We start from the raw sequence: 19,076 nt of genomic DNA on the forward strand, positions 1-19,076 counted from the left end.
ACCGCCCCTGTCGCACTGTCGATGCGGGCGTCTAACGCACCTCCACCGAGACCCGGCCGGATTGCCCCAGGGCGTCGATCACCGACAGCGTGGTGAACCCGGCACCGAGGTCCGGCGCAAAGAACGCGCCACCGCGCAACTCTGTGCCGACAACGGCCCCATCCGCCAACAGCGTGTAGGGCGGGGTTCCACCCCGCACCTTGATCGGAATGTCACCCCCCGCCGAGAGCCGGGCGCCGTCTGGCGGAAAGGTCAGCTGCAGGCTCTGCGCGGCATCACGCGGCCCGAACCGTTGCAGGGTCGCGGGCAGTTGCGCCCGGGACACCAGAAGCGTCTCCGCCGGGGGTGGGGGCAGCGGCGCGGGGCGGACCGTCGCCCGGCCCAGCACCTCGAACAGCATCGGAGCGGCGAGATCCCCGCCAAAGGCCCCCGGCACCGGCGTGCCATCCGGCCTGCCGATCCAGACCCCGGCAACATAGCGCCCGTTCCAGCCGAGCGCCCATGCATCGCGGTGGCCATAAGACGTACCGGTCTTGTAGGCGACGCGGCCTTGCGGTCCGGCCTGCGGCGGAGGCATGAGCCCGGCCAGCACATGTCCCACCTGCCACGCCGATGCAGCGCTCATGATGCGGTCGAGCGGTTCCGGCGCCGCGCCGTTTTGCCAGGTCAGCGTCTTGGCCTCGCCGCCCCGCGCCAGCGCGCCGTAGAGCTGCACCATCTCCTCCAGCGTCACGCCCAAGCCGCCAAGCGAAAGCGCAAGGCCGGGTGCGCCGCCCTGCAGGCCCGGATTGACCCCGGCGCGTTTCAGCGCCGACATCAGGTGCGCCGGGCCGAGCGCCTCTGTCAGCCGCACAACCGGGATATTCAGCGACAGTTGCAGCGCCCGCCGCACCGGCACCTCGCCCCGGTACACTCCGTCGAAGTTTTGTGGCGCATAGGTGCCGAACTGCACCGGCGTGTCGAGGATCAGCGTCTCCGGATGCACCAGTCCCCGGTCAAAGGCGAGCCCGTAGACCAGTGGTTTCAGCGTCGAGCCGGGAGAGCGCATGGCCTGTGTCATATCGACAAAGCCCTGCCCTTCGGTTGCGGTGTAGCGCGGCGAGCCGACAGAGGCGAGGATCTCGCCGCTCTCGATATCGGCCAGCACCACGGCCATGGAAAGGCGTGGATCGCGGCCCTGCATGTAGGTGCGCGTCAGATTTTCCAGCGCGATCTGCAGCCCCTTGTCCAGTGTCAGGTCGTGCCGCCCCGGCCCGGTTGCCACGGCTCGGTCGGCCATATGCGGCGCGATCTGCGGCATGGCGTGGCGGCCCGGTGGCGCCGGATCGCTCTGACCCGCCTGGGCATCGCCCATGGTGATCACACCGGCCTGCGCCATACGAATCAGAACGCGGTCCCGCGCGCGGCGCGCGGCCTCCGGGTGGCGGTCCGGGCGGCGGCTTTCGGGGGCTTGCGGCAGCGCGACGAGCAGCGCCGCCTCGGCGGGGGTCAGACGGCGCGGCTCCTTGCCGAGCCAGACAAGGGAGGCCGCGCGCAACCCTTCGACGTTGCCACCGTAGGGCGCGAGCCGCAGATAAAGATCCAGGATCTCGTCCTTGCTCAGATGCCGTTCGAGCGCCAGCGCCAGCCGCATCTGGCGCAGCTTGCCCGCCCATTGTCCGGTGGTCCCATCCTCCAGCAGCCGCGCCACCTGCATCGTCAGGGTGGAGGCCCCGGAGACGATTTCACCATTGCGCAGCGCCTGCCAAGCGGCGCGCAGGGTCGCCTGCGGATCAACACCGGCATGCGCCCGGAAGCGCTTGTCTTCGTAGGCAATCAGCATGTCATAAAACAGCGGGTCCACCTGATCGGCGCTGAGTGCCATGCGCCAGAGACCGTCCTCGATGGTATAGGCGCGCAGCAGTGCGCCGTGCCGGTCGCGGACCTCCGGCGCCGTGGCATGGACCAGGACGGGCAGTTCCGTTTCATCGATGAGCCTGTCCAATCCGTCGCGGATCACCGCGACGGACCAGAGGCACAGGACAAGGGCAAACAGCCGTTTCATGGCGTTATGGCAGGATCGTCACGCTGCCCGAAGCCGTGGTGGCGCGGTAGTCGGGGCGGTACATGTCCTCCACAAGGGCGGCCGGGTGGTGGAAGTCCCCGGGCGAGACGGCGCGCAGGATATAGGCCAGCCGGAATGGCTCGGTTCCCGCGTGGGTCACCGCGGCGAGGAAGCGATCGGAGCGGAACTCGGCATGGTCCGCCTCAGCCGGTTCCAGCCAGTCGAGCGCGCGCAGATCGCCCGAGCGCAGCAGGGCCGGGTTGTCGATCTCGAACCCGGCGGGCAACGGATCGTCCACCATCAGGCGCGCGCGCGTGTCATCGGCGGGCCGCACGGTCAGCACCGCGACCATGCGGTCGCCGGTCCGGATCACATCGCCCAGCGGATCACCCTCCATGGTGTAATACGCGCGGGTCAGGGCATAGCCATAGCCGCCCGCCTCCGTCTCGCCCATCGGCACACCGAGGGTGGTGAGAGTCACATCGGTGGGCGTGTCCGCCGTGTTGCGGATCACCATCGGCTGCAGCGTCTCCCCGTCGAGTTTCCGGACGAAAGGACCGACCTGCGGGGTGCCATCCACTTCCAGGCCCGACACGGCCGGGTCCTGAACCATGGCGTGGGCCGCCAGCAGCGCCCAGCTTTGCTCCTGCGTCGAGAGTGGCCGGGTGACGGACGCCAGCCGCGCGGTGAGCGCGCCTGTGTCGACCGCCTCCGAACGTGCTTGGGTGGCCAGCGACAGCACCGCGGCGGTGTCGCGGAAGGCCGAGCCATAGTCGGCGCGATATTCCCGGTCGCCGGTTTGCGCCAGGCGGGCGATCCGCGCGGCGGCCTTGGCAAAGAGCCGGTCCGCCCTTTGTTGATCGCCATAGGCCGCGAGCGCCGCGCCAAGCTGCGCCTGCGCCATCGGAGTGGCCAGCGCGTCGGCCTTTTCATCCGCGTAGTAGCGCAGATCGCCCATCGCCGCCGCCCCTTCGCGGGCCAGCACCATCAGCGCATAGGCGATATCCTCGCCGCCGCGATCGAAGTCCGGCGCATAGGCGATGCGGTTCCTGAGATTGTCGAGGGCGCTGCGGAAGGCGATGTCCGGCACCTCATGGCCCTGCGCCCTGGCGCGGCTGAGGAAGTCCGTGACGTAGGCGTCGAGCCAGAAATCACCGGACTCCGCGCGCCACAGCCCGAACGCGCCACTGGCCGCCTGACGGGTCAGGATCCTGGTCACGGACTGGTCGATGCGCTGCACGATGCGGGCGGGATCGCCAAGACCGAGCGGTTCGGCAACCGACGACATATAGAGCAGCGGCAGCGCCTGCGATGTCACCTGTTCGGTGCAACCATAGGGATAGCGGTCCAGCCGCGCCAGAAGACCGGGCGCGTCGAACCGAGCCAACGGACCGGCGGAGACGAGCGCACTGCTGCCCTCAGGGCGCAGGTTGGCGAAGATTTCACGGTCCAGCGTGAAGCTCTGCCCCGGGGCCAGTGACAGACGGCGGGTGGCGCCGACGGGCGGATCGTTGGCGCGCACGCCAAGGGTCAGCGCCTTGGTCAGGCGTTGACCGTCCGGCGTGATGAGGGCGATGGCGATGGTGTGATCGCCGGTTTCGGACGCGGTCAGCGGGATGGTCAGCGCGACCTTCTCCCCCTCGGAGAGCGTGACCATTGCGGGGATCGCCGCCGTGTCCAGCGTCAGGCCGGAGGCGGTGACAGAGAGCGGCATCGCCCCGGTCTCGCCTTTCGTGTGGGTCAACTCCAGCAGCAGGCGGGAGCGATCGCCAGGCGCGAGAAAGCGCGGCAAGGACGCCGAGAGCACCACGGGATCGCGCACCAGCACGTCCTGTTCGGCCTGTCCAACGGCCGTGTCCGACCACGCCACGGCCATCAGCCGCACGGTGCCGTTGAAATCCGGCATGTCAAAGGAGACCTCCGCCCGGCCCGAGGCATCGACCTGCACCGGCCCCTGGAAGAAGGCGACGGTGGCTTCGGTCGGCGGCGGGCTTTGCAGGCGCATCGCAGACCCGGCATCGCCGCCAGAGCGCACCTGCCCCATGGCGCCGTTCATGCCGTCGATCAGGCGACCATAGATATCGCGCAGTTCCACGCCGAGGCGGCGCTGGCCAAAGTAGTAGCCCGCCGGATCGGGGCTCTGGAACCCGGTGAGATTCAGAATGCCGAGATCCACGGCGGCCACGGTGACATAGGCGGTCTCGCCCGCGCCAAGCCCGTCCAGTTGCACGGCGGCGGTCAGGGTCTCGCGCGGGAGCGCCTCTGCGGGCGCATCGAAGGCCACGGACAGCCTGCGATCTCCGGGATCGACAGCGGCGTGGGCGAGGCCGAGGGCGCGGGCGGGATTGTGACCGGCGGAAATGTCCATCGGTCGGATCACCTGCGCCGTGACATAAACGCCCGCGCCCCAATCGTCGGTGACGGGAAGCTGCAGGGTGTTCTCGCCTTCGGTAACCTCGATGGCCTGCATCGAGAGCACGCGGTCCGCCAGAACGGTAACCAGCGCCTTGCCCGCATAGCGCGGAACCATGCGCAGGGTGGCGGTCTCGCCGGGGGCATAAGCCGGTTTGTCGAGCGACACCGACAGCATGTCCGGCGTCTCGGCGGCATTGGCGGGTGCGTACCAGCCCGCATCAAAGCCCATGGAGGCCGAGACATAGGCGCCGTCCGTGCGCTCCACGACCACCTCGTACTGACCCCAATCCACATCGGCGGACAGGTTCAGCGGCTCCGCGCCGAGGCTGCCGGTGCCGCGGGCGATGGTCTCGCGTGTGCTCACCGGCTCCCAGTTCCAGTTGCCGTAAAGCTGATACCATTGGTAGTGCGTGTCGACGCGGTTGATCTGCCACGTGATGTCCATCGCCTGCGGCGCAAGGTCCGGGCCGAGGGCGATCACGTCGAAGCGGGCTTCGGCCCCCTCCGGCAAGCTGTCGTCAAAGGCGGGGCGAATGCCGATCATCGGTGTCGGCGGCGCGACGGGGCGGGCGATCTCGCGCTCGACCGGACGGCCCGAGCCTTCGGCGATGCGCAGGCGGGCGGTGGCCATCATCGGGCGGCCTTCGGGATCGAGATCGGGAATCGGCAGGGCCAGCGCGGCATGGCCCGCACCATCGGTCAGCAGATCCGAGGGGAAGCTTTGCGTGCGCACGGTGACGCCCGCGTCATGGCGACCGAAGCGGTACTTCGGGAAGGCATCGAGCGTGTTCTGCGCGCGCAGGATCACCTCGCCTTCGATAGGCAGATCGCTGCCCGGCGCGCCAAAGAGATAGCGGGCATCGACGGTCAGGTCCGGCGCTTCCAGCGGGTTGATCACACCCTCGGGCAGCGACAGGTCAAAGTCGATGCGCTCGGGCACGAAATCCTCGACCAGCACGGTTTTCGAGGTCAGCGCCGGGGCGTCCGGATCGGCAAAGGCCTCCATCCGCCATGTGCCGCGCGGAGCGGAGGCGGCAATGGGCAGATCAAAGACATGCCCGCCCGCCTGCCCGCCGTCCGAAACGTGGCGGGAATATTCGACGCCATCGGGGCGGGTGAGTACCATGGTCAGGGGCAGATCGCGCACTGCCTGCGCCGCCGCATCGCGGGTCAGGGCGGTGACATGGATGACCTCGCCCGCCCGGTAAGCGCCGCGATCTGTGGCAAGAAACGTGTCGATGGGGCCAGCCGGGGCGCGGCCCTCGACCCCGCGATCCGAAAGGTCAAAGGCGGGGTCGGTGAGCGAGAGGAACGCAATGTCCTCCTCGCCGCGTTTGGCGGTCACCAGCGCAGGCTGTGCGCCGCCGGTGCCGCGCATCAGCCCGGGGGCGAATTGCGCCATGCCGTCTGCATCGGTCTGCGCCGTTTCGAGGATACGGTTGGACGACGAGAGCAGGGCAACCTCAAGCCCCTGCAGCGGCTCTGCCGAGCCAAGCCCCCGGGCAAAGACCGTCAGCCCGTCATTGCCCTGCATCGTGGTCAGACCGATGTCCGACAGGATGAACCATTGCGTTGCCCGGTCGTTGTCATAGGGATCGCTGCCCGGAACGGCGGCCGTCAGCGCATAAACGCCAGCGGGCAGGTCCCCGACCACGTCGCCCATGGGCAGACGGGTGAGAACATCGGCATTAAGGCGGTTTTCCACCTCGCCCGTGCCGGTCCAGATGTCTTCGGCCACCTCGTTGCTGAAGGCCTGCTCCTCGTAGTAGCTGAGCGGCTTGCCGAAATAGCTGTCCTGAATGGCGCGGAGCAGGTTGCGGTCCGACACGCGGCGCAGCGTCAGATCCAGCTCCGACAGGTTCACCGTCTCCACCGGCAGCCCGGCATCGGCGCTGCGCGGCAGGACGTAGGCGCGGCCCGGGAAGGACACCGCCGGGGTGCGGTCGCGCACATAGGCGGTGATCTCCACATCCTTGACCAGCGTTTCGCCGGAGGCGGCAGGCAGACCAGAACGGAAGGTGAGCGTGTAACGTCCGCCATGCTCGACACCGCTGATGCAAATGCGTTGATCGTCGGCCTCGACCGCAAGGCGCGGGTCCGGCAGGCGCACATAGGGCGCATAATCCTGCCCGGCGGGGATCAGCGGTTCGGAGAATTCGGCGCAGATGCGGGGGCTGGCGCTGTCGGCCTCAACCGCATGTTCGGAAACGCGAAAACCGTATTTGCTGATGGCTTCGTCCAGCAGGCGGGTGACCTCCGGGTTGCCGGTCAGGCCTTCGGCAAGGCGCAGCGGCGGGATGGTGTCGCGTCCCCGGCCCTGCGTCCCCAGCACCTCGGCCATGAGAACCAGCGCCGATTCCCGGCGGCTGTCTTCCGCGCTGCGCAGGTAGCCGTTGACCGAGGCAAGGAACGCCCGATCGCGGTATTTGCGGCGGTCCCCGCCGGTCAGGGTTTCCGCCAGTTCCGCAGACCAGCGCCCGTACTGCAGCCAGCCGGACACGGCATCGGACTGCGCCAGTGCCGCCCCGGTCCAGTGAATGGCATCCCGCAAATTGCCCTGCGCGCGGCTGTTTTGCGCCGCATCGAGCAGTTGCCGCTCCGTCCATTCGCCGCCCCCATGGCGCACGCCAAGGTTTGCCGCCTCGTCCAGCGCGTTGGCCAGATCACCCTCACGCAGGAATTCGAGATCGGTCCGGCGGGTTTCGGCCAGTGCACGGATCGCGGGATCCGTGTCGACAACCTGCGCCGATAGCGCGCCCTCATAGGGCTGTCGGTCGGTGATGTCGGACTTCGGGAAACAGGCGTTGGAGCGTTTGTTGAAGGTGAAGGCCTTGCAGTCCGGGGTGTTCAGGCATTGCCGCTGGCAGGCCTCCTGCGTGGTATCGAACAGCGCCTGGAGATCCGCACCGTAGAAATCAACATCGCGGGTGACGACCAGCCGCCGGTCCGGGATGATTTCCTGTGCCTGCGCGGCGGTGATGGAAACAACGGCCAGCAGACCGGCGAGAAGAAAACGGCGCATGAAAACGCTCCTGCAAGGAATGGCCCATCGTGCACCCGCGACCCCCTGACTTGCAAGGATTCTGACCCTCCGGAAAACCATACCCGGGCAAGTTCGGCCACGGCGTCCGGCCAGCGGTATGCAGCGCGCCTTCCCAGCAGCGGGTTTGCGCACCTTAAGCGGATATTCACCCATAAGGGCGAAGACTGCGCACAATTTTCGGAGGGCTGACAATGACCATGGCCTCGCGCCTGGCCGAAGAAAGACGCGCCCGTCTTGCGGCAGAACGCCTGCTTGAGCTCAAGCAGGCCGAGCTTCATGCTGCCAACAAGAAACTCGGTGCTCACGCCCTCCAGCTCAGCCATGAAATCACCGAAACCCGCGCCGAGGTAGCGGAAGTCCGCGACGAAAACCGCCGCGTGATCACCCAGCTTGGCGAAGCCACACAGAAGATCGAACTGGTCGAGGATCAGCTTTGGAAGGCGTTGAAGACCGTGCGCGACGGCTTTGCCATGTTCAACGCCCACAACCAGCTGGAGCTCGCCAACCCCGCGTATATCTCGGTCTTCGATGGCATGGAGAGCGTCGACGTCGGCACCACCTATGCCGAAATCCTGCAAATCCTCGCAGAGGAAGGCATTGTCGACTTGCAAGGGGAACCCAGCGAAAAGTGGCAGTCGCGCATGTATGCGCGCTGGGGCAGCAACCCGATTCCGCCGGAAACCGTGCGCCTTTGGAATGGCCGGTTCATCAAGATTCAGGATCGCCGCACGCCCGATGGCGGGGTCGTGTCGCTCTGCGTCGATCTGACGGAATTGATGCGCATGTGGTCCGCCATCGAAGAGCTGCCCGATGGCTTTGTCCTCTACGATGACGAGGACCGGCTGCTCATGTGCAATGAACCCTACCGCGAAATTTACAGCGCCAGCGCCCCGGCCATCGTGCCCGGCGCCAGCTTTGAGGACATTCTGCGCTATGGGCTGGAACGCGGGCAATACAAGGAGGCGGCCGGGCGCGAGGAAGAATGGCTTGAGGAGCGGCTGAAAGCCCATCGCCGGGCCGACCGCGAACTGGAACAGCATCTGGATGATGGCCGCTGGCTGCGGGTGTACGAACGTGAGACCCGTGGCGGCGGGCGCGTCGGCCTGCGCGTCGACATCACGGAGATAAAGAAGGATCAGCAGCGCCTGAAAGAGGCCACGGTTCGGGCCGAGGCCGCCAATCGCGCCAAATCCGCCTTTCTGGCGAATATGAGCCATGAGATCCGCACGCCAATGAATGGCGTTGTCGGCATGGCGGACCTGATGTCGGAAACCAACCTGACCGAGGAACAGCGGCTTTATCTCGACACCATCCGCTCCTCCGGTGAAGCGCTCCTGGTGATCATCAACGACATTCTCGATTATTCGAAGATCGAGGCGGACAAGCTCGAATTGCACCCCGAGCCCTTCGATCTGGAACGGGCCATTCACGAGGTGGTGATGCTTCTGCAACCCACCGCCCGGGACAAGGACATCCAGATTCTGGTGGATTTCGACATGTTCCTGCCCACCCGGTTTATCGGCGATCCGGGACGGCTTCGGCAGATCCTGACCAACCTGATGGGCAATGCGGTCAAATTTACCGTGGAGGGGCATGTCCTGGTGCGGGTGGTCGGCATGGTGGCGGACGACGGCCCGTCGGCCATTCACATCACCGTAGAGGACACCGGCATCGGTATCCCGAAGGACAAGGTCGAGCATGTCTTTGGCGAGTTCAATCAGGTCGAGGACGAGCGGAATCGCAAGTTCGAGGGGACCGGCCTTGGCCTTGCCATCACAAAGCGGCTTGTTGAACTGATGGATGGCGAGGTCTGGGTCGACTCCGAGCTTGGCAAGGGAAGCTGTTTCGGCATGCGCATCATGCTGCTCCCGGATGAGCCGGCCACCTATGAGCGCGCCGCCCTGCCCGCGAGGCTGCGGCGGGTCCTGGTGGTGGACGATCACAGCGCCAACCGGGTGATCCTGTCCAAACAGCTCGATATTCTGGGGCTCACAACGGAATTCTGCACGACAGGCTCCGAGGCGATCGACCGGATCGCCGATGCGCCCGATCTGATCATCGCGGAGGAGGACCTGCCCGACATGCAGGGGCATGAGCTGGCCGCCCATATCCAGAATTCGCGCCACCCGGTTCCGGTTATCCTGATGGCGGACAACCCGACCCAGATTTCGAAACCGCAGCGGGAGGCAGTGCATGTGGTGCTGCAAAAGCCTCCGACCCGGCGGCAGCTTTTCTCTGCCCTTGAAACCGTCAAGCTCGCGGAGCCGAAAACCCTGTCCGAGTCGGAACCGGCCACTCCGATCACCATCGAGCCGATCATGGGAGACGACAGGTCCGACCCGCTGGACGTGCTCGTTGCGGAGGACAACAAGACCAACCAACTGGTGTTCCGCAAGATGGCGGCGGCGTTCAACGTCTCGCTTCGGTTCGCCAACAATGGCGTGGAAGCGGTCGATGCCTACAAGGAGCAGAAACCGGATCTCGTGTTCATGGACATTTCCATGCCCGTCATGGACGGCAAGCAGGCAACCCGCGAGATCCGGGCGCTCGAGACCGCCAGCGGGCGGGTGCCGATCATCGCGGTCACCGCGCACGCCATGGCCGGAGACCGTGAAACCATCCTTGAGGCCGGTCTGGACGATTACCTGACCAAGCCGCTGCGCAAGGCCGAACTTGGTGAGAAAATCCGCTTTTACCGCCGCCAGATCATGAAGGCCAAAGCCTCCTGACGCCTCAGGAGGCGGTCGTGGCGGCGCGGGTGAAGACCGGCTTGTCCGGCTCCGACAGATCGGCGCGATATGCGTAGCCGCCGCTATCGAAATCAAGCAGACCGGCCGGATCGGTCAGGCGATGCTGTACGATATAGCGCGCCATGGCCCCCCGCGCCCGTTTGGCAAAGAAGCTGACGATCTTCGGCGTGCCGTTTTTCTCTTCCATGAACTGCGGGGTGATGACCCGCAGGGTCAGCGGTTTCGCGGGCACCGCGCCGAAGTATTCCTGGCTGGCGCAGTTGATCAGCACATCCGTGCCAAGGGTTTCGCCCTGTGCATTCAATGCTTTGGCGATCTCGTCACGCCAGTAGTCATACAAGTTTGCGCCGCGCCGCGTCTTCAGCCGTGACCCCATCTCCAGCCGGTAGGCCTGGATGCCGTCCAGCGGCCTGAGCAGACCGTAAAGCCCCGACAGGATTCGCAAATGCTCCTGCGCCCACGCCAGTTCCGCAGCGTCGAGCGAGCCTGCCTCCAGTCCCATGTAGGTATCCCCGGCAAAGGCCAGCGCGGCGGGGCGCAGGTCCTCGGGGCCCGGCGCATCGGTGTAAGCCTTGAAGCGGTCGCGGTTGAGTTTGGCGAGGTCATCGGACAGGCTCATCAGCGCCTTGAGATCCTTGAGCGGCAGATTCCGCGCGGTGCGCGCGAGGCTCCCGGCCTCCTTGAGGAAATCCGGCTCGGTCATCTCGACCGACCGCTCGCTCCAGTCCAGCCGCTTGGCCGGCGAAATCACGATCAGCATGGCATCCCCCGTCTTGGTTCAGCGCAGGATCTAGCCCGCCTCCCGCAGAACCTCAAGGAAAGCCGCACCAAAACGCTCGGCTTTCTTCTCGCCGAGCAGCCGCTCCATGGAGGAATCGCAATCCGGGCGCTGTTCCGCGATTTTGGCCAGTTGGGACGCCGAGCAGGACAGCGGCTTGTCCACGCCCTCCGGCCCGCGCATCAGCTGCGCCTGCGCCTCCATCAGGGCGTCGTAGAGCGTGCCGGCGTTGCGCCCGGCCAGCTTGCGCCGCGTCGGGTGCAGCTCTTCGACACTGCCGTTGATGACTTCGAGGAAGGCATTGCCATAGCGCTCCAGTTTCGTCGCGCCGACGCCGTTGACCTGCGCCATCTGATCGAGGTTGGCGGGACGCCGCTCTGCCATTTCGATCAGGGTGCGGTCCGGGAAGATCATGTAGGGCGGCATCTGCGCGTCCCGCGCCAGCGCCGTGCGCTTGGCCTTGAGCGCCGAGAACAGCGGCGCGTCTTCCTCGGAAACCAGCGCCTTGACCGCCGGGCGGCGCTCTGCGCTGCGGACGATCGTGTCCATGCGAAGCTGGATCGTCTCCTCGCCGCGCAGCAAGGGCCGCGCCCCTTCCGTCATCACCAACGCACCGTGACGCTCCGCATCGGGCCGCATCAGGTCGCGGCCCATCATCTGCCGGAACACCGCCTGCCATTGCCCCTTGGACAGATCTTTTCCCACGCCGAATGTGGGCAGCCCGTCGTGGCCGCGCTGGCGGATCTTGTTAGTGTCCTTGCCCATGAGAATGTCGATCAAGTGGCCCGCACCAAAGGATTCGCCCGTCCTGAGCGCAGCGGACAGCGCCTTGCGCACCGCCTCGGTGCCGTCGAACAGCTCTGGCGGGGTGTCGCAGAGGTCGCAATTGCCGCAGGGCTCCGCCACCTCACCGAAGTATTTCAGCAGGGCCTGCCTGCGGCAGCCCAACGCCTCCGCCAGCCCGAGCAGCGCATTGAGCCGTCCGTGATCCGCATCGCGCCGCTCTGGCGGTGCATTGCCCTCGTCGATTTGCGAGCGGCGCAGGCGGATGTCATCCGGACCGAACAACGTCAGCGTTTCCGCCGGGGCGCCGTCCCGCCCGGCGCGGCCGATTTCCTGGTAGTAGGCCTCGATGCTCTTGGGCAGATCCGCGTGAGCGACCCAGCGGATGTCCGGCTTGTCCACGCCCATGCCAAAGGCCACCGTCGCCACGACGATCAGCCCGTCCTCCGTGGCAAACCGTTCCTCCACTGCGCGGCGATCCTGCGCCTCCATCCCGCCGTGGTAATAGCAGGCCGAATGCCCCGCCTCCGCCAAAGCCTGCGCTAGGGTCTGGGTCTTGGCGCGAGTGCCGCAATAGACGATGCCGGACTGCCCCTTGCGGGCCTTGGCAAAGCTCAGGATCTGCTGACGCGGGCCGTCCTTGGGTTGAAAGGCGAGGTGAATGTTGGGCCGGTCAAAGCCGCGCAGGAAGGTCTCCGGTTGCTGGCCATCGAACAGCCGCGTGACGATCTCTTCCTGCGTTTCGGCATCCGCCGTGGCGGTGAAGGCGGCCAGCGGCACGTCCAACGCGCGGCGCAGCTCCCCGATGCGCAGGTAATCAGGCCGGAAATCATGGCCCCACTGGCTGACGCAATGCGCTTCGTCCACCGCGATCAGGGAGACACCGGCCTGCGACAGCATCCGCTGTGTGCCGGTATTGGCAAGCCGTTCGGGTGCAAGGTAGAGCAGCTTGAGCGAGCCATTCTGCAGCATGTCCCAGACCGCGTCGGTCTCTTCGGGGGTGTTGCCGGAGGTCAGGGCCCCGGCGGCGACACCGGCCTCGCGCAGCCCGCGCACCTGATCGCGCATCAACGCGATGAGCGGTGAGATGACCACCGTCACCCCGCCCCGTATCAAGGCAGGCAGTTGAAAACAGAGGGATTTGCCACCCCCCGTGGGCATGATGGCAAGCACGTTCCGTCCCGTCGCGACGGCGTCGACGATCTCGCCCTGACCCGGGCGGAACCCGTCAAAGCCGAAAACATCCTTGAGAAGCGCCTCGGCGGGCGCGGCGTCGCGGGGCATGGGACCTGCCGATTATTACTAGATCTGCTCTATTCCCGACAATCACACACTAAGATTCGGTGAATCAAGCCCCGACTGACCGCCTTTGCCGCGCGCCCGTCCGATTTCAGCCGATTGCCCGAAGACCGTCAGTAGCCGTAGAAGACCCCGGCGTTGTTGGCGAGGATGATCCGGATCGCATAAACCGCAACCAGAGCGACAAGCGGCGCAAGATCAAGACCGCCCATGGCCGGCAGGATCGTGCGGATCCGCGAGTAGACCGGATCGAGAATACGGTTCAACCCGTCCCAGATCTGCGCCACGATCGGCTGCCGCAGGTTCAGCACCTGGAAATTAATCAGCCAGCTCATGATGACGTGGGCAATGATGAAGAACCAGACGATGTCGAGGATCAGCATCAGGATTTGGAACAGCGACTGCATCATACGCCCCTTGCGTTTCGATAGTTTCGTTAAGACCGCGCAAGACCTAAGCATTCGCTGCCGAAAGGGCAAGACGGGACGCAAGGTCGTGGTTGACGCGCGGTTGCCACCGGCGCACCACGGCGGCCAATCACAAGGAGCCGCCGATGTATCCGTTCTTCCGCCTGTACAAGGACATGTATTTTGCCCGCCGCGCGTCGCGCATGGGCCTTCTCGACACTCATGTCAGCCACCACCGCTGCATGCCCTGGGATCTCGACATGTGGATGGAACTGAACAACGGGCGGACCCTGACGATCTATGACCTCGGACGTATTCCCATGGCCGAGCGCAGCGGGCTTCTGGACGTACTGAAACAGCAACGCTGGGGCCTGACAATCGCCGGATCGGTGGTCCGCTACCGCCGCCGCGTGAGAATGTTCGACAAGGTCAGGATGCTGAGCCGGGTGACGGGATGGGATCACCGCTTCGTCTATCTCGAACAGTCCATGTGGAAAGACGGCGAATGCACCAGCCACGCGGTCTATCGCTCCGCGATCACCGACAGCAAGGGCATCGTGACCACGGACCGCATCATGCACGCGATGCAACAGGACGTGGCCTCACCGGAGCTGCCCGAGTGGATCAAGGCGTGGATCACCGCCGAAGACAAACGTCCCTGGCCGCCGATGCTGGATGCCGCAAACTGACCCCCCGCACCCTGCTTCTTCTCTTTCCAAATACCTCCGGGGGAGTCGGCGAAGCTGACGGGGGCAGCGCCCCCACACAAAATTTTGTTCCGGCAAAATTTTTCTGCGGCAAGAAGACGGTCACCGACCGTAATAGAGCCCAGCGACGTGCTCGGCCTCGGCAAAGAACAGCCAGCGCGCGGCAAAAACGCCGAGGATGTGGCACAGCACGGCCAGTGCCGCCAAAATATGCGAGAAGGGCAGCGACAAGCAGAGCACCGGCACGACTGCCATCAGCAAAAGCGCGATCACCCGCAGTTTCAGCGCATGTTTGCGGGCCACGCGATAGGCCATTTCGCGCATGACGTAATTTGATCCGGTATGCGGCGGCTCGAAAGCGCGAAGCGTCCCACCCATGGAACCAAGGCCCGTGGCCGTGGCAAGGGTCGAGCCGGACCCGGCAAGCCGTCTGTCGCCATCGATCCAGACATACAGTTGCAGTGCGCCCGCAAGAGCCAGACCAACGCCGCCTTCGACAATCCGCCCCGACAGCAAGGCCCCACCCGAGACGGAGAGCAGAAGAAACAGCGCGGGCGTGCTCCAGTGATGCCAGCGCGGTACGGTCCTGAGCTGCGCATAGATCATCGATGTGGCAAAGACCGTGACGAGGCATAGCAAGGCAGAGAGCCAGCCGATCGGCGCAATGTGCGCACCGAAGACCACCAGCGCCAACGCATAAAGCCCCGACACGCCCAGCGCGCCAGCCGCGGCCCAGGCCTCGCGTGAGAGCCAGCTGCTGCGCCACTGGGTGAACGCCTTGAGCGCCCGCTCCTTGCGGCCCAGGTGGAAGGCTGAGAACAACAGCCCGCCGCCCGACAGCGCAAAGGCGATGGCGAAGAACGCAAAGCCGACAAGACCGGTGGGCGGGTCCGGGTCGATCCCGAGCCAGACCAGCAAGCCAAAGCCGAGCCCCGAGAGCGTGGTGAAGGCGATGATTGACGGGGCCGGATGCATCAGGCCGCCTTTCGTCCGGCGTGCGGGGCAAAGCCCCGCCCTACAGAGTGTCGGATCATTGTCTCGGGTGGCCGCAGTGTCATAGCTTCTCCAGCGCTTTGTCGATCCAGCGCAGCAGCCCGCGCGGCTCTTCTGCGACCGGCTCAAGGAAGGGGGCCAACACATCGACCTCGCCCTCCCAGCGGTCCTTGGGCCGGGGCGGCAGGTATTTGTTGACCGGCTTCGTGCCCTGTTCCGGCATCAGATCCACGCCGCCGCGCTCCGCCACCAGCTGGCTGACGTCGCTGCCCGGATCGCCGAGATCCCCGAAATGCCGCGCGCCTGCCGGGCAGCTGCGCACGCAGGCCGGAACGCGGTCCTCTTCGGGCAGGTTTTCGTTGTAGATGCGATCGACGCAGAGGGTGCATTTCTTCATCACGCCCTCCGCGAGATCCAGCTCGCGCGCGCCGTAGGGACAGGCCCAGGCGCAGAGCCCGCAGCCGATGCAATCGCTTTCATTCACCAGAACGATGCCGTCCTCCACCCGTTTGTAGCTCGCCCCCGTGGGACAGACCGTCACACAAGGAGCGTCTTCGCAGTGCAGGCAGGACCGCGGGAAATGCACCAGCTGGGCGGCGCCCTCCTCTGGCTGCACCTCATAGCTGTGCACGCGGTTGAGGAAAGTGCCCGTGGGATCGGCGCCATACGGCTCCTGATCCGACAGGGGCGCGCCGTAATTCTGGGTGTTCCAGCCCTTGCAGGACACCACGCAGGCATGACAGCCCACGCATGTATCGAGGTCGATCACCAGACCCATCTTGCGCTCTGTGCGCTCTGGCAGCTGGGTCATGCCGCGCCCTCCCGGCCATGGTTCGATTCAGGCACAGGCTCAAAGGCAGTAGCGCGACAATGCGCACCCGGGCGAACCGGCGGGACAATGGCCTGAACGGGAAAATCACCGACCATCATTCTGTCACCTCCCATGCCAAAGCGCCCGGCGCCGGGGGAACCGGGCTTTGCTGCGCCTCGAAGACGGGCAGCGCCTCGTCCGGGGCCTTGGTCTTTTCCAGCCGCACACGCAGATCGAACCACGCGGCCTGACCGGTGATCGGATCGGAATTGGACCAGCGCAGCCCGTCGCCCTTGGGCGGCAGCAGCTCGTGGATCAGGTGGTTGAGCAGGAAGCCTTTCGTCGCCTCCGGCGCAGCCTTGTCCAGCGCCCAGGCGCCCTTGCGTTTGCCGATGGCATTCCACGTCCAGACGGTATCGGAATTGAGCGCGGCCATATGAGCGGCGGGTACGGTGATTTCGCCATGGGAAGAGGTGACGCGGACCCAATCGCCATCCTGCAAACCGAGTTTCTCCCACCAGTAGGTTGGCAGATAGAGCGGGTTGCGCCCGTGGATCTGCCGCAGCCAGGCATTTTGCGACCCCCAGGAATGATACATCGCCATCGGGCGCTGCGTCAGCGCGTGCACCGGAAAGCCCGCCGGATCTTCGTGCGCATCGGAAAGCGGCGCATACCAGATCGGCAGCGGGTCCATGGTCACGGCCATGCGCGCGCGCAGGTGCTCTGGAGGCAGATGCGCGCCTGTTCCTTCGGCGGCGGCCTGAAACCGGCGCAGCGGTTCGGAGTAAAGCTCAAAGACATAGGGCGTGGGCGCCTCGAACAGGCCCATCTCCACCGCCCAGTCCTGATAGGCGCTGTTCCATGGTTTGTAGAACCGGGCCGCCTCCGGGATGTGAAAACTGGCAAAGCCGCCGTTGGCGATATAGCTGTCGAGCTGTGCCGAGTTTGGCGCGCCACGCCCGTGGGTCAGCCCCTTGTCGCCCATCCGCCAGCCCGCAAGCGGCCCTATGCCCGGCTTGCGCTGATGGCTCTGGATGTAATCGGCATAATCCGCGTAGAGCGGCGCGCCGTCCTCATCCACGAACCCCGGAAGCCCGAGCCGCGCCCCGAGGTCGATCAGCACCGATTGAAACCCGCGCACATCGCGGTCCGGCTTCACCACCGGCCAGCGGATGGCATCACCCGCCGCGTCCGGCTCGGAGATCGGCCGGTCGAGCAGCGAAATGCAATCGTGCCGCTCCAGGTATGTCGTATCGGGCAGGATCAGGTCGGCATAGGCAACCATCTCGGAGCTATAGGCATCGGAGTAGATGATCCGGGGAATGACGTACTCCCCGTCCTCATCGGTATCGGTCAGCATTTCCATGACCTTGCGGGTGTTCATCGACGAATTCCACGCCATGTTCGCCATGTAGAGGAAAAGCGTGTCGATCTTGTACGGGTCCCCGGCGTGGGCGTTTGAGATCACCATGTGCATGAGGCCATGGACGCTCAGCGGGTTTTCCCAGGTAAAGGCCTTGTCGATGCGGATCGGCTGGCCGGCCGGGTCCAGCGCCAAGTCGGCGGGCCCCTGCGGATAGCCCAGATGCGGACCATCGAGCGGCTGGCCCGGCGTGACTTTGAAATGCGGTTTGGGATGGGCGTGCGCGGGTTTGGGATAGGGCGGCTTGAAGCGCATCCCGCCCGGCGTTTCCACCGACCCCAGAAGAATTTGCAGAATGTGCAGCGCCCGACAGGTCTGAAACCCGTTCGAATGCGCCGAGACACCGCGCATGGCATGGAAGCTGACCGGGCGGCCGATCATCTGTTCGTGGCGCTCGCCCCGGAAGTCGGTCCAGGGCTGATCCAGCACGATCGCCTCGTCAAAGGCCACCCGCGCCAGTTCCGCCGCGATCCGGCGGATACGCTCCGGGGTCAGGCCGGTTTTCGGCCCCACCACATCCGGGCTGTATTGCGCGTCCATGTAGCGCTCGACGATCCGGTGCATCACCGAGGCATGGGTCACGCCAGCCTTGCGAAAATGCCCGGTCAGGTCCGGCTGTACGCCCTGCCCGTCCCAGGGAGCGAGCCTGCCGGTGCGGCGGTCGATCACCTGCGGTTTGCCGTCTTCATCGCGCAGCGCCAGTCCGTAGCCCTCGGACTTCGGATCACTGTCGAGAATGAACGGCGCGTTGGTGAACCGCGCGAGATAGGACAGGTCGATTTTCCCGGCCTTCAACAGGCAATGGATCAACGACAGGATGAACAGCCCGTCGGTGCCCGGCCGGATTCCCACCCATTCATCGGCAATCGCGTTATACCCCGAGCGAATGGGGTTCACCCCGATCACCGTCGCGCCGCGTTCCTTCAGCTTGCCCAAACCGATCTTGATCGGGTTGCTGTCGTGATCCTCGGCAACGCCAAACAGCATGAACAGCTTGGTCCGATCCCAATCCGGGCTGCCGAACTCCCAGAACGCCCCGCCCATGGTGTAGATGCCCGCCGCCGCCATATTGACGCTGCAAAATCCGCCATGCGCGGCGAAATTCGGCGTGCCGAACTGCTGCGCCCAATAGCCGGTGAACGACTGGCTCTGATCCCGCCCGGTGAAAAAGGCCAGCTTTTCCGGCGCGGTTTCACGCAGGGGTTTCATCCACGACTCCGCCGTTTCCAGCGCGTCTTCCCAGCTGATTTCCTCGAATTGCCCGGACCCACGCGGCCCGACGCGCCGCAGGGGCGCGCGCAGACGCGAGGGCGCGTTGTGCTGCATGATCCCGGCGCTGCCCTTGGCGCAGAGCACGCCCTTGTTCACAGGATGATCGCGGTTGCCCTCGATATAGGCAACCTTGCCGCCTTTCATGTGGACGTTGATCCCGCACCGGCAGGCGCACATGTAGCAGGTCGTCTTGCGCACCTCGTCCGAGACCTCCGGCGATGTGTTCAGATCAGGCTGGGCCATCCTTGTCCTTCGTGTCGGGCGCAAGTCTGCGCAAGGTGTATCATTCGTATATCAATTTTATCGCTTCGCAAGGATTTCAGAGAAATTTCCCGCCCCTCGCGCCAGAAT

The 19,076-nt window shown here is 65.5% G+C and carries 10 protein-coding genes; 2 read left to right on the plus strand and 8 right to left on the minus strand.

Translation table 11 applies throughout. From position 1 onward, the window contains the following. Positions 1 to 31: 31 nt before the first annotated feature. Complete coding sequence (gene pbpC / locus ACN2XU_RS08670) at positions 32 to 2,044, minus strand: penicillin-binding protein 1C (protein WP_419410031.1); 2,013 nt, start codon at positions 2,042 to 2,044, stop codon at positions 32 to 34. A 4-nt stretch (positions 2,045 to 2,048) separates the two neighbouring features. Next, positions 2,049 to 7,481 (minus strand): alpha-2-macroglobulin family protein, encoded by a 5,433-nt coding sequence (locus ACN2XU_RS08675; protein ID WP_419410032.1) that lies wholly within the window; start codon positions 7,479 to 7,481, stop codon positions 2,049 to 2,051. Positions 7,482 to 7,693: 212 nt separating this feature from the next. Here ACN2XU_RS08675 and ACN2XU_RS08680 point away from each other — a divergent pair, with 212 nt between their 5' ends. Continuing rightward, positions 7,694 to 10,231: a hybrid sensor histidine kinase/response regulator gene (locus tag ACN2XU_RS08680; RefSeq protein ID WP_419410033.1), complete on the plus strand. Its 2,538-nt coding sequence runs from the start codon at positions 7,694 to 7,696 to the stop codon at positions 10,229 to 10,231. Positions 10,232 to 10,235: 4 nt separating this feature from the next. Here the strand turns inward: ACN2XU_RS08680 and yaaA are convergent, their stop codons facing one another. The 3 genes from yaaA to ACN2XU_RS08695 all read right to left on the minus strand — a co-directional run bounded on the left by yaaA (position 10,236) and on the right by ACN2XU_RS08695 (position 13,519). After that, positions 10,236 to 11,012 (minus strand): peroxide stress protein YaaA, encoded by a 777-nt coding sequence (gene yaaA, locus ACN2XU_RS08685; RefSeq protein WP_419410034.1) that lies wholly within the window; start codon positions 11,010 to 11,012, stop codon positions 10,236 to 10,238. 30 nt (positions 11,013 to 11,042) lie between these two features. Next, complete coding sequence (recQ, locus tag ACN2XU_RS08690) at positions 11,043 to 13,097, minus strand: DNA helicase RecQ (RefSeq protein ID WP_419410035.1); 2,055 nt, start codon at positions 13,095 to 13,097, stop codon at positions 11,043 to 11,045. Positions 13,098 to 13,225: 128 nt separating this feature from the next. Beyond that, complete coding sequence (locus tag ACN2XU_RS08695; RefSeq protein ID WP_419410036.1) at positions 13,226 to 13,519, minus strand: YggT family protein; 294 nt, start codon at positions 13,517 to 13,519, stop codon at positions 13,226 to 13,228. Positions 13,520 to 13,665: 146 nt separating this feature from the next. On the opposite strand from ACN2XU_RS08695, the gene ACN2XU_RS08700 reads away from it, so the two are divergent. Beyond that, positions 13,666 to 14,208, plus strand: coding sequence for an acyl-CoA thioesterase (locus ACN2XU_RS08700; protein ID WP_419410037.1), 543 nt, complete (start codon positions 13,666 to 13,668; stop codon positions 14,206 to 14,208). A 120-nt stretch (positions 14,209 to 14,328) separates the two neighbouring features. Here the strand turns inward: ACN2XU_RS08700 and ACN2XU_RS08705 are convergent, their stop codons facing one another. The 3 genes from ACN2XU_RS08705 to ACN2XU_RS08715 form a co-directional block, all read right to left on the minus strand. Further along, positions 14,329 to 15,201, minus strand: a complete 873-nt coding sequence (locus tag ACN2XU_RS08705; RefSeq protein WP_419410038.1) for a dimethyl sulfoxide reductase anchor subunit family protein — start codon at positions 15,199 to 15,201, stop codon at positions 14,329 to 14,331. Between the two features lie 79 nt (positions 15,202 to 15,280). Continuing rightward, positions 15,281 to 16,030, minus strand: a complete 750-nt coding sequence (locus ACN2XU_RS08710) for a 4Fe-4S dicluster domain-containing protein (protein ID WP_419410039.1) — start codon at positions 16,028 to 16,030, stop codon at positions 15,281 to 15,283. 115 nt (positions 16,031 to 16,145) lie between these two features. Then, positions 16,146 to 18,968 (minus strand): molybdopterin oxidoreductase family protein, encoded by a 2,823-nt coding sequence (locus ACN2XU_RS08715; protein ID WP_419410040.1) that lies wholly within the window; start codon positions 18,966 to 18,968, stop codon positions 16,146 to 16,148. Positions 18,969 to 19,076: the final 108 nt, after the last annotated feature.

It is taken from the genome of Pacificoceanicola niger (genome assembly GCF_048553275.1).
Taxonomy (GTDB): Bacteria; Pseudomonadota; Alphaproteobacteria; order Rhodobacterales; family Rhodobacteraceae; genus Pacificoceanicola.

Bases quoted from the DNA above. Each gene is read 5' to 3' on its own strand.
- pbpC (WP_419410031.1), bottom strand. From the start codon at position 2,044: ATGAAACGGCTGTTTGCCCTTGTCCTGTGCCTCTGGTCCGTCGCGGTG.
- ACN2XU_RS08705 (WP_419410038.1), bottom strand. From the start codon at position 15,201: ATGCATCCGGCCCCGTCAATCATCGCCTTCACCACGCTCTCGGGGCTC.
- yaaA (WP_419410034.1), bottom strand. From the start codon at position 11,012: ATGCTGATCGTGATTTCGCCGGCCAAGCGGCTGGACTGGAGCGAGCGG.
- recQ (WP_419410035.1), bottom strand. From the start codon at position 13,097: ATGCCCCGCGACGCCGCGCCCGCCGAGGCGCTTCTCAAGGATGTTTTC.
- ACN2XU_RS08675 (WP_419410032.1), bottom strand. From the start codon at position 7,481: ATGCGCCGTTTTCTTCTCGCCGGTCTGCTGGCCGTTGTTTCCATCACC.
- ACN2XU_RS08695 (WP_419410036.1), bottom strand. From the start codon at position 13,519: ATGCAGTCGCTGTTCCAAATCCTGATGCTGATCCTCGACATCGTCTGG.
- ACN2XU_RS08680 (WP_419410033.1), top strand. From the start codon at position 7,694: ATGACCATGGCCTCGCGCCTGGCCGAAGAAAGACGCGCCCGTCTTGCG.
- ACN2XU_RS08700 (WP_419410037.1), top strand. From the start codon at position 13,666: ATGTATCCGTTCTTCCGCCTGTACAAGGACATGTATTTTGCCCGCCGC.
- ACN2XU_RS08715 (WP_419410040.1), bottom strand. From the start codon at position 18,968: ATGGCCCAGCCTGATCTGAACACATCGCCGGAGGTCTCGGACGAGGTG.
- ACN2XU_RS08710 (WP_419410039.1), bottom strand. From the start codon at position 16,030: ATGACCCAGCTGCCAGAGCGCACAGAGCGCAAGATGGGTCTGGTGATC.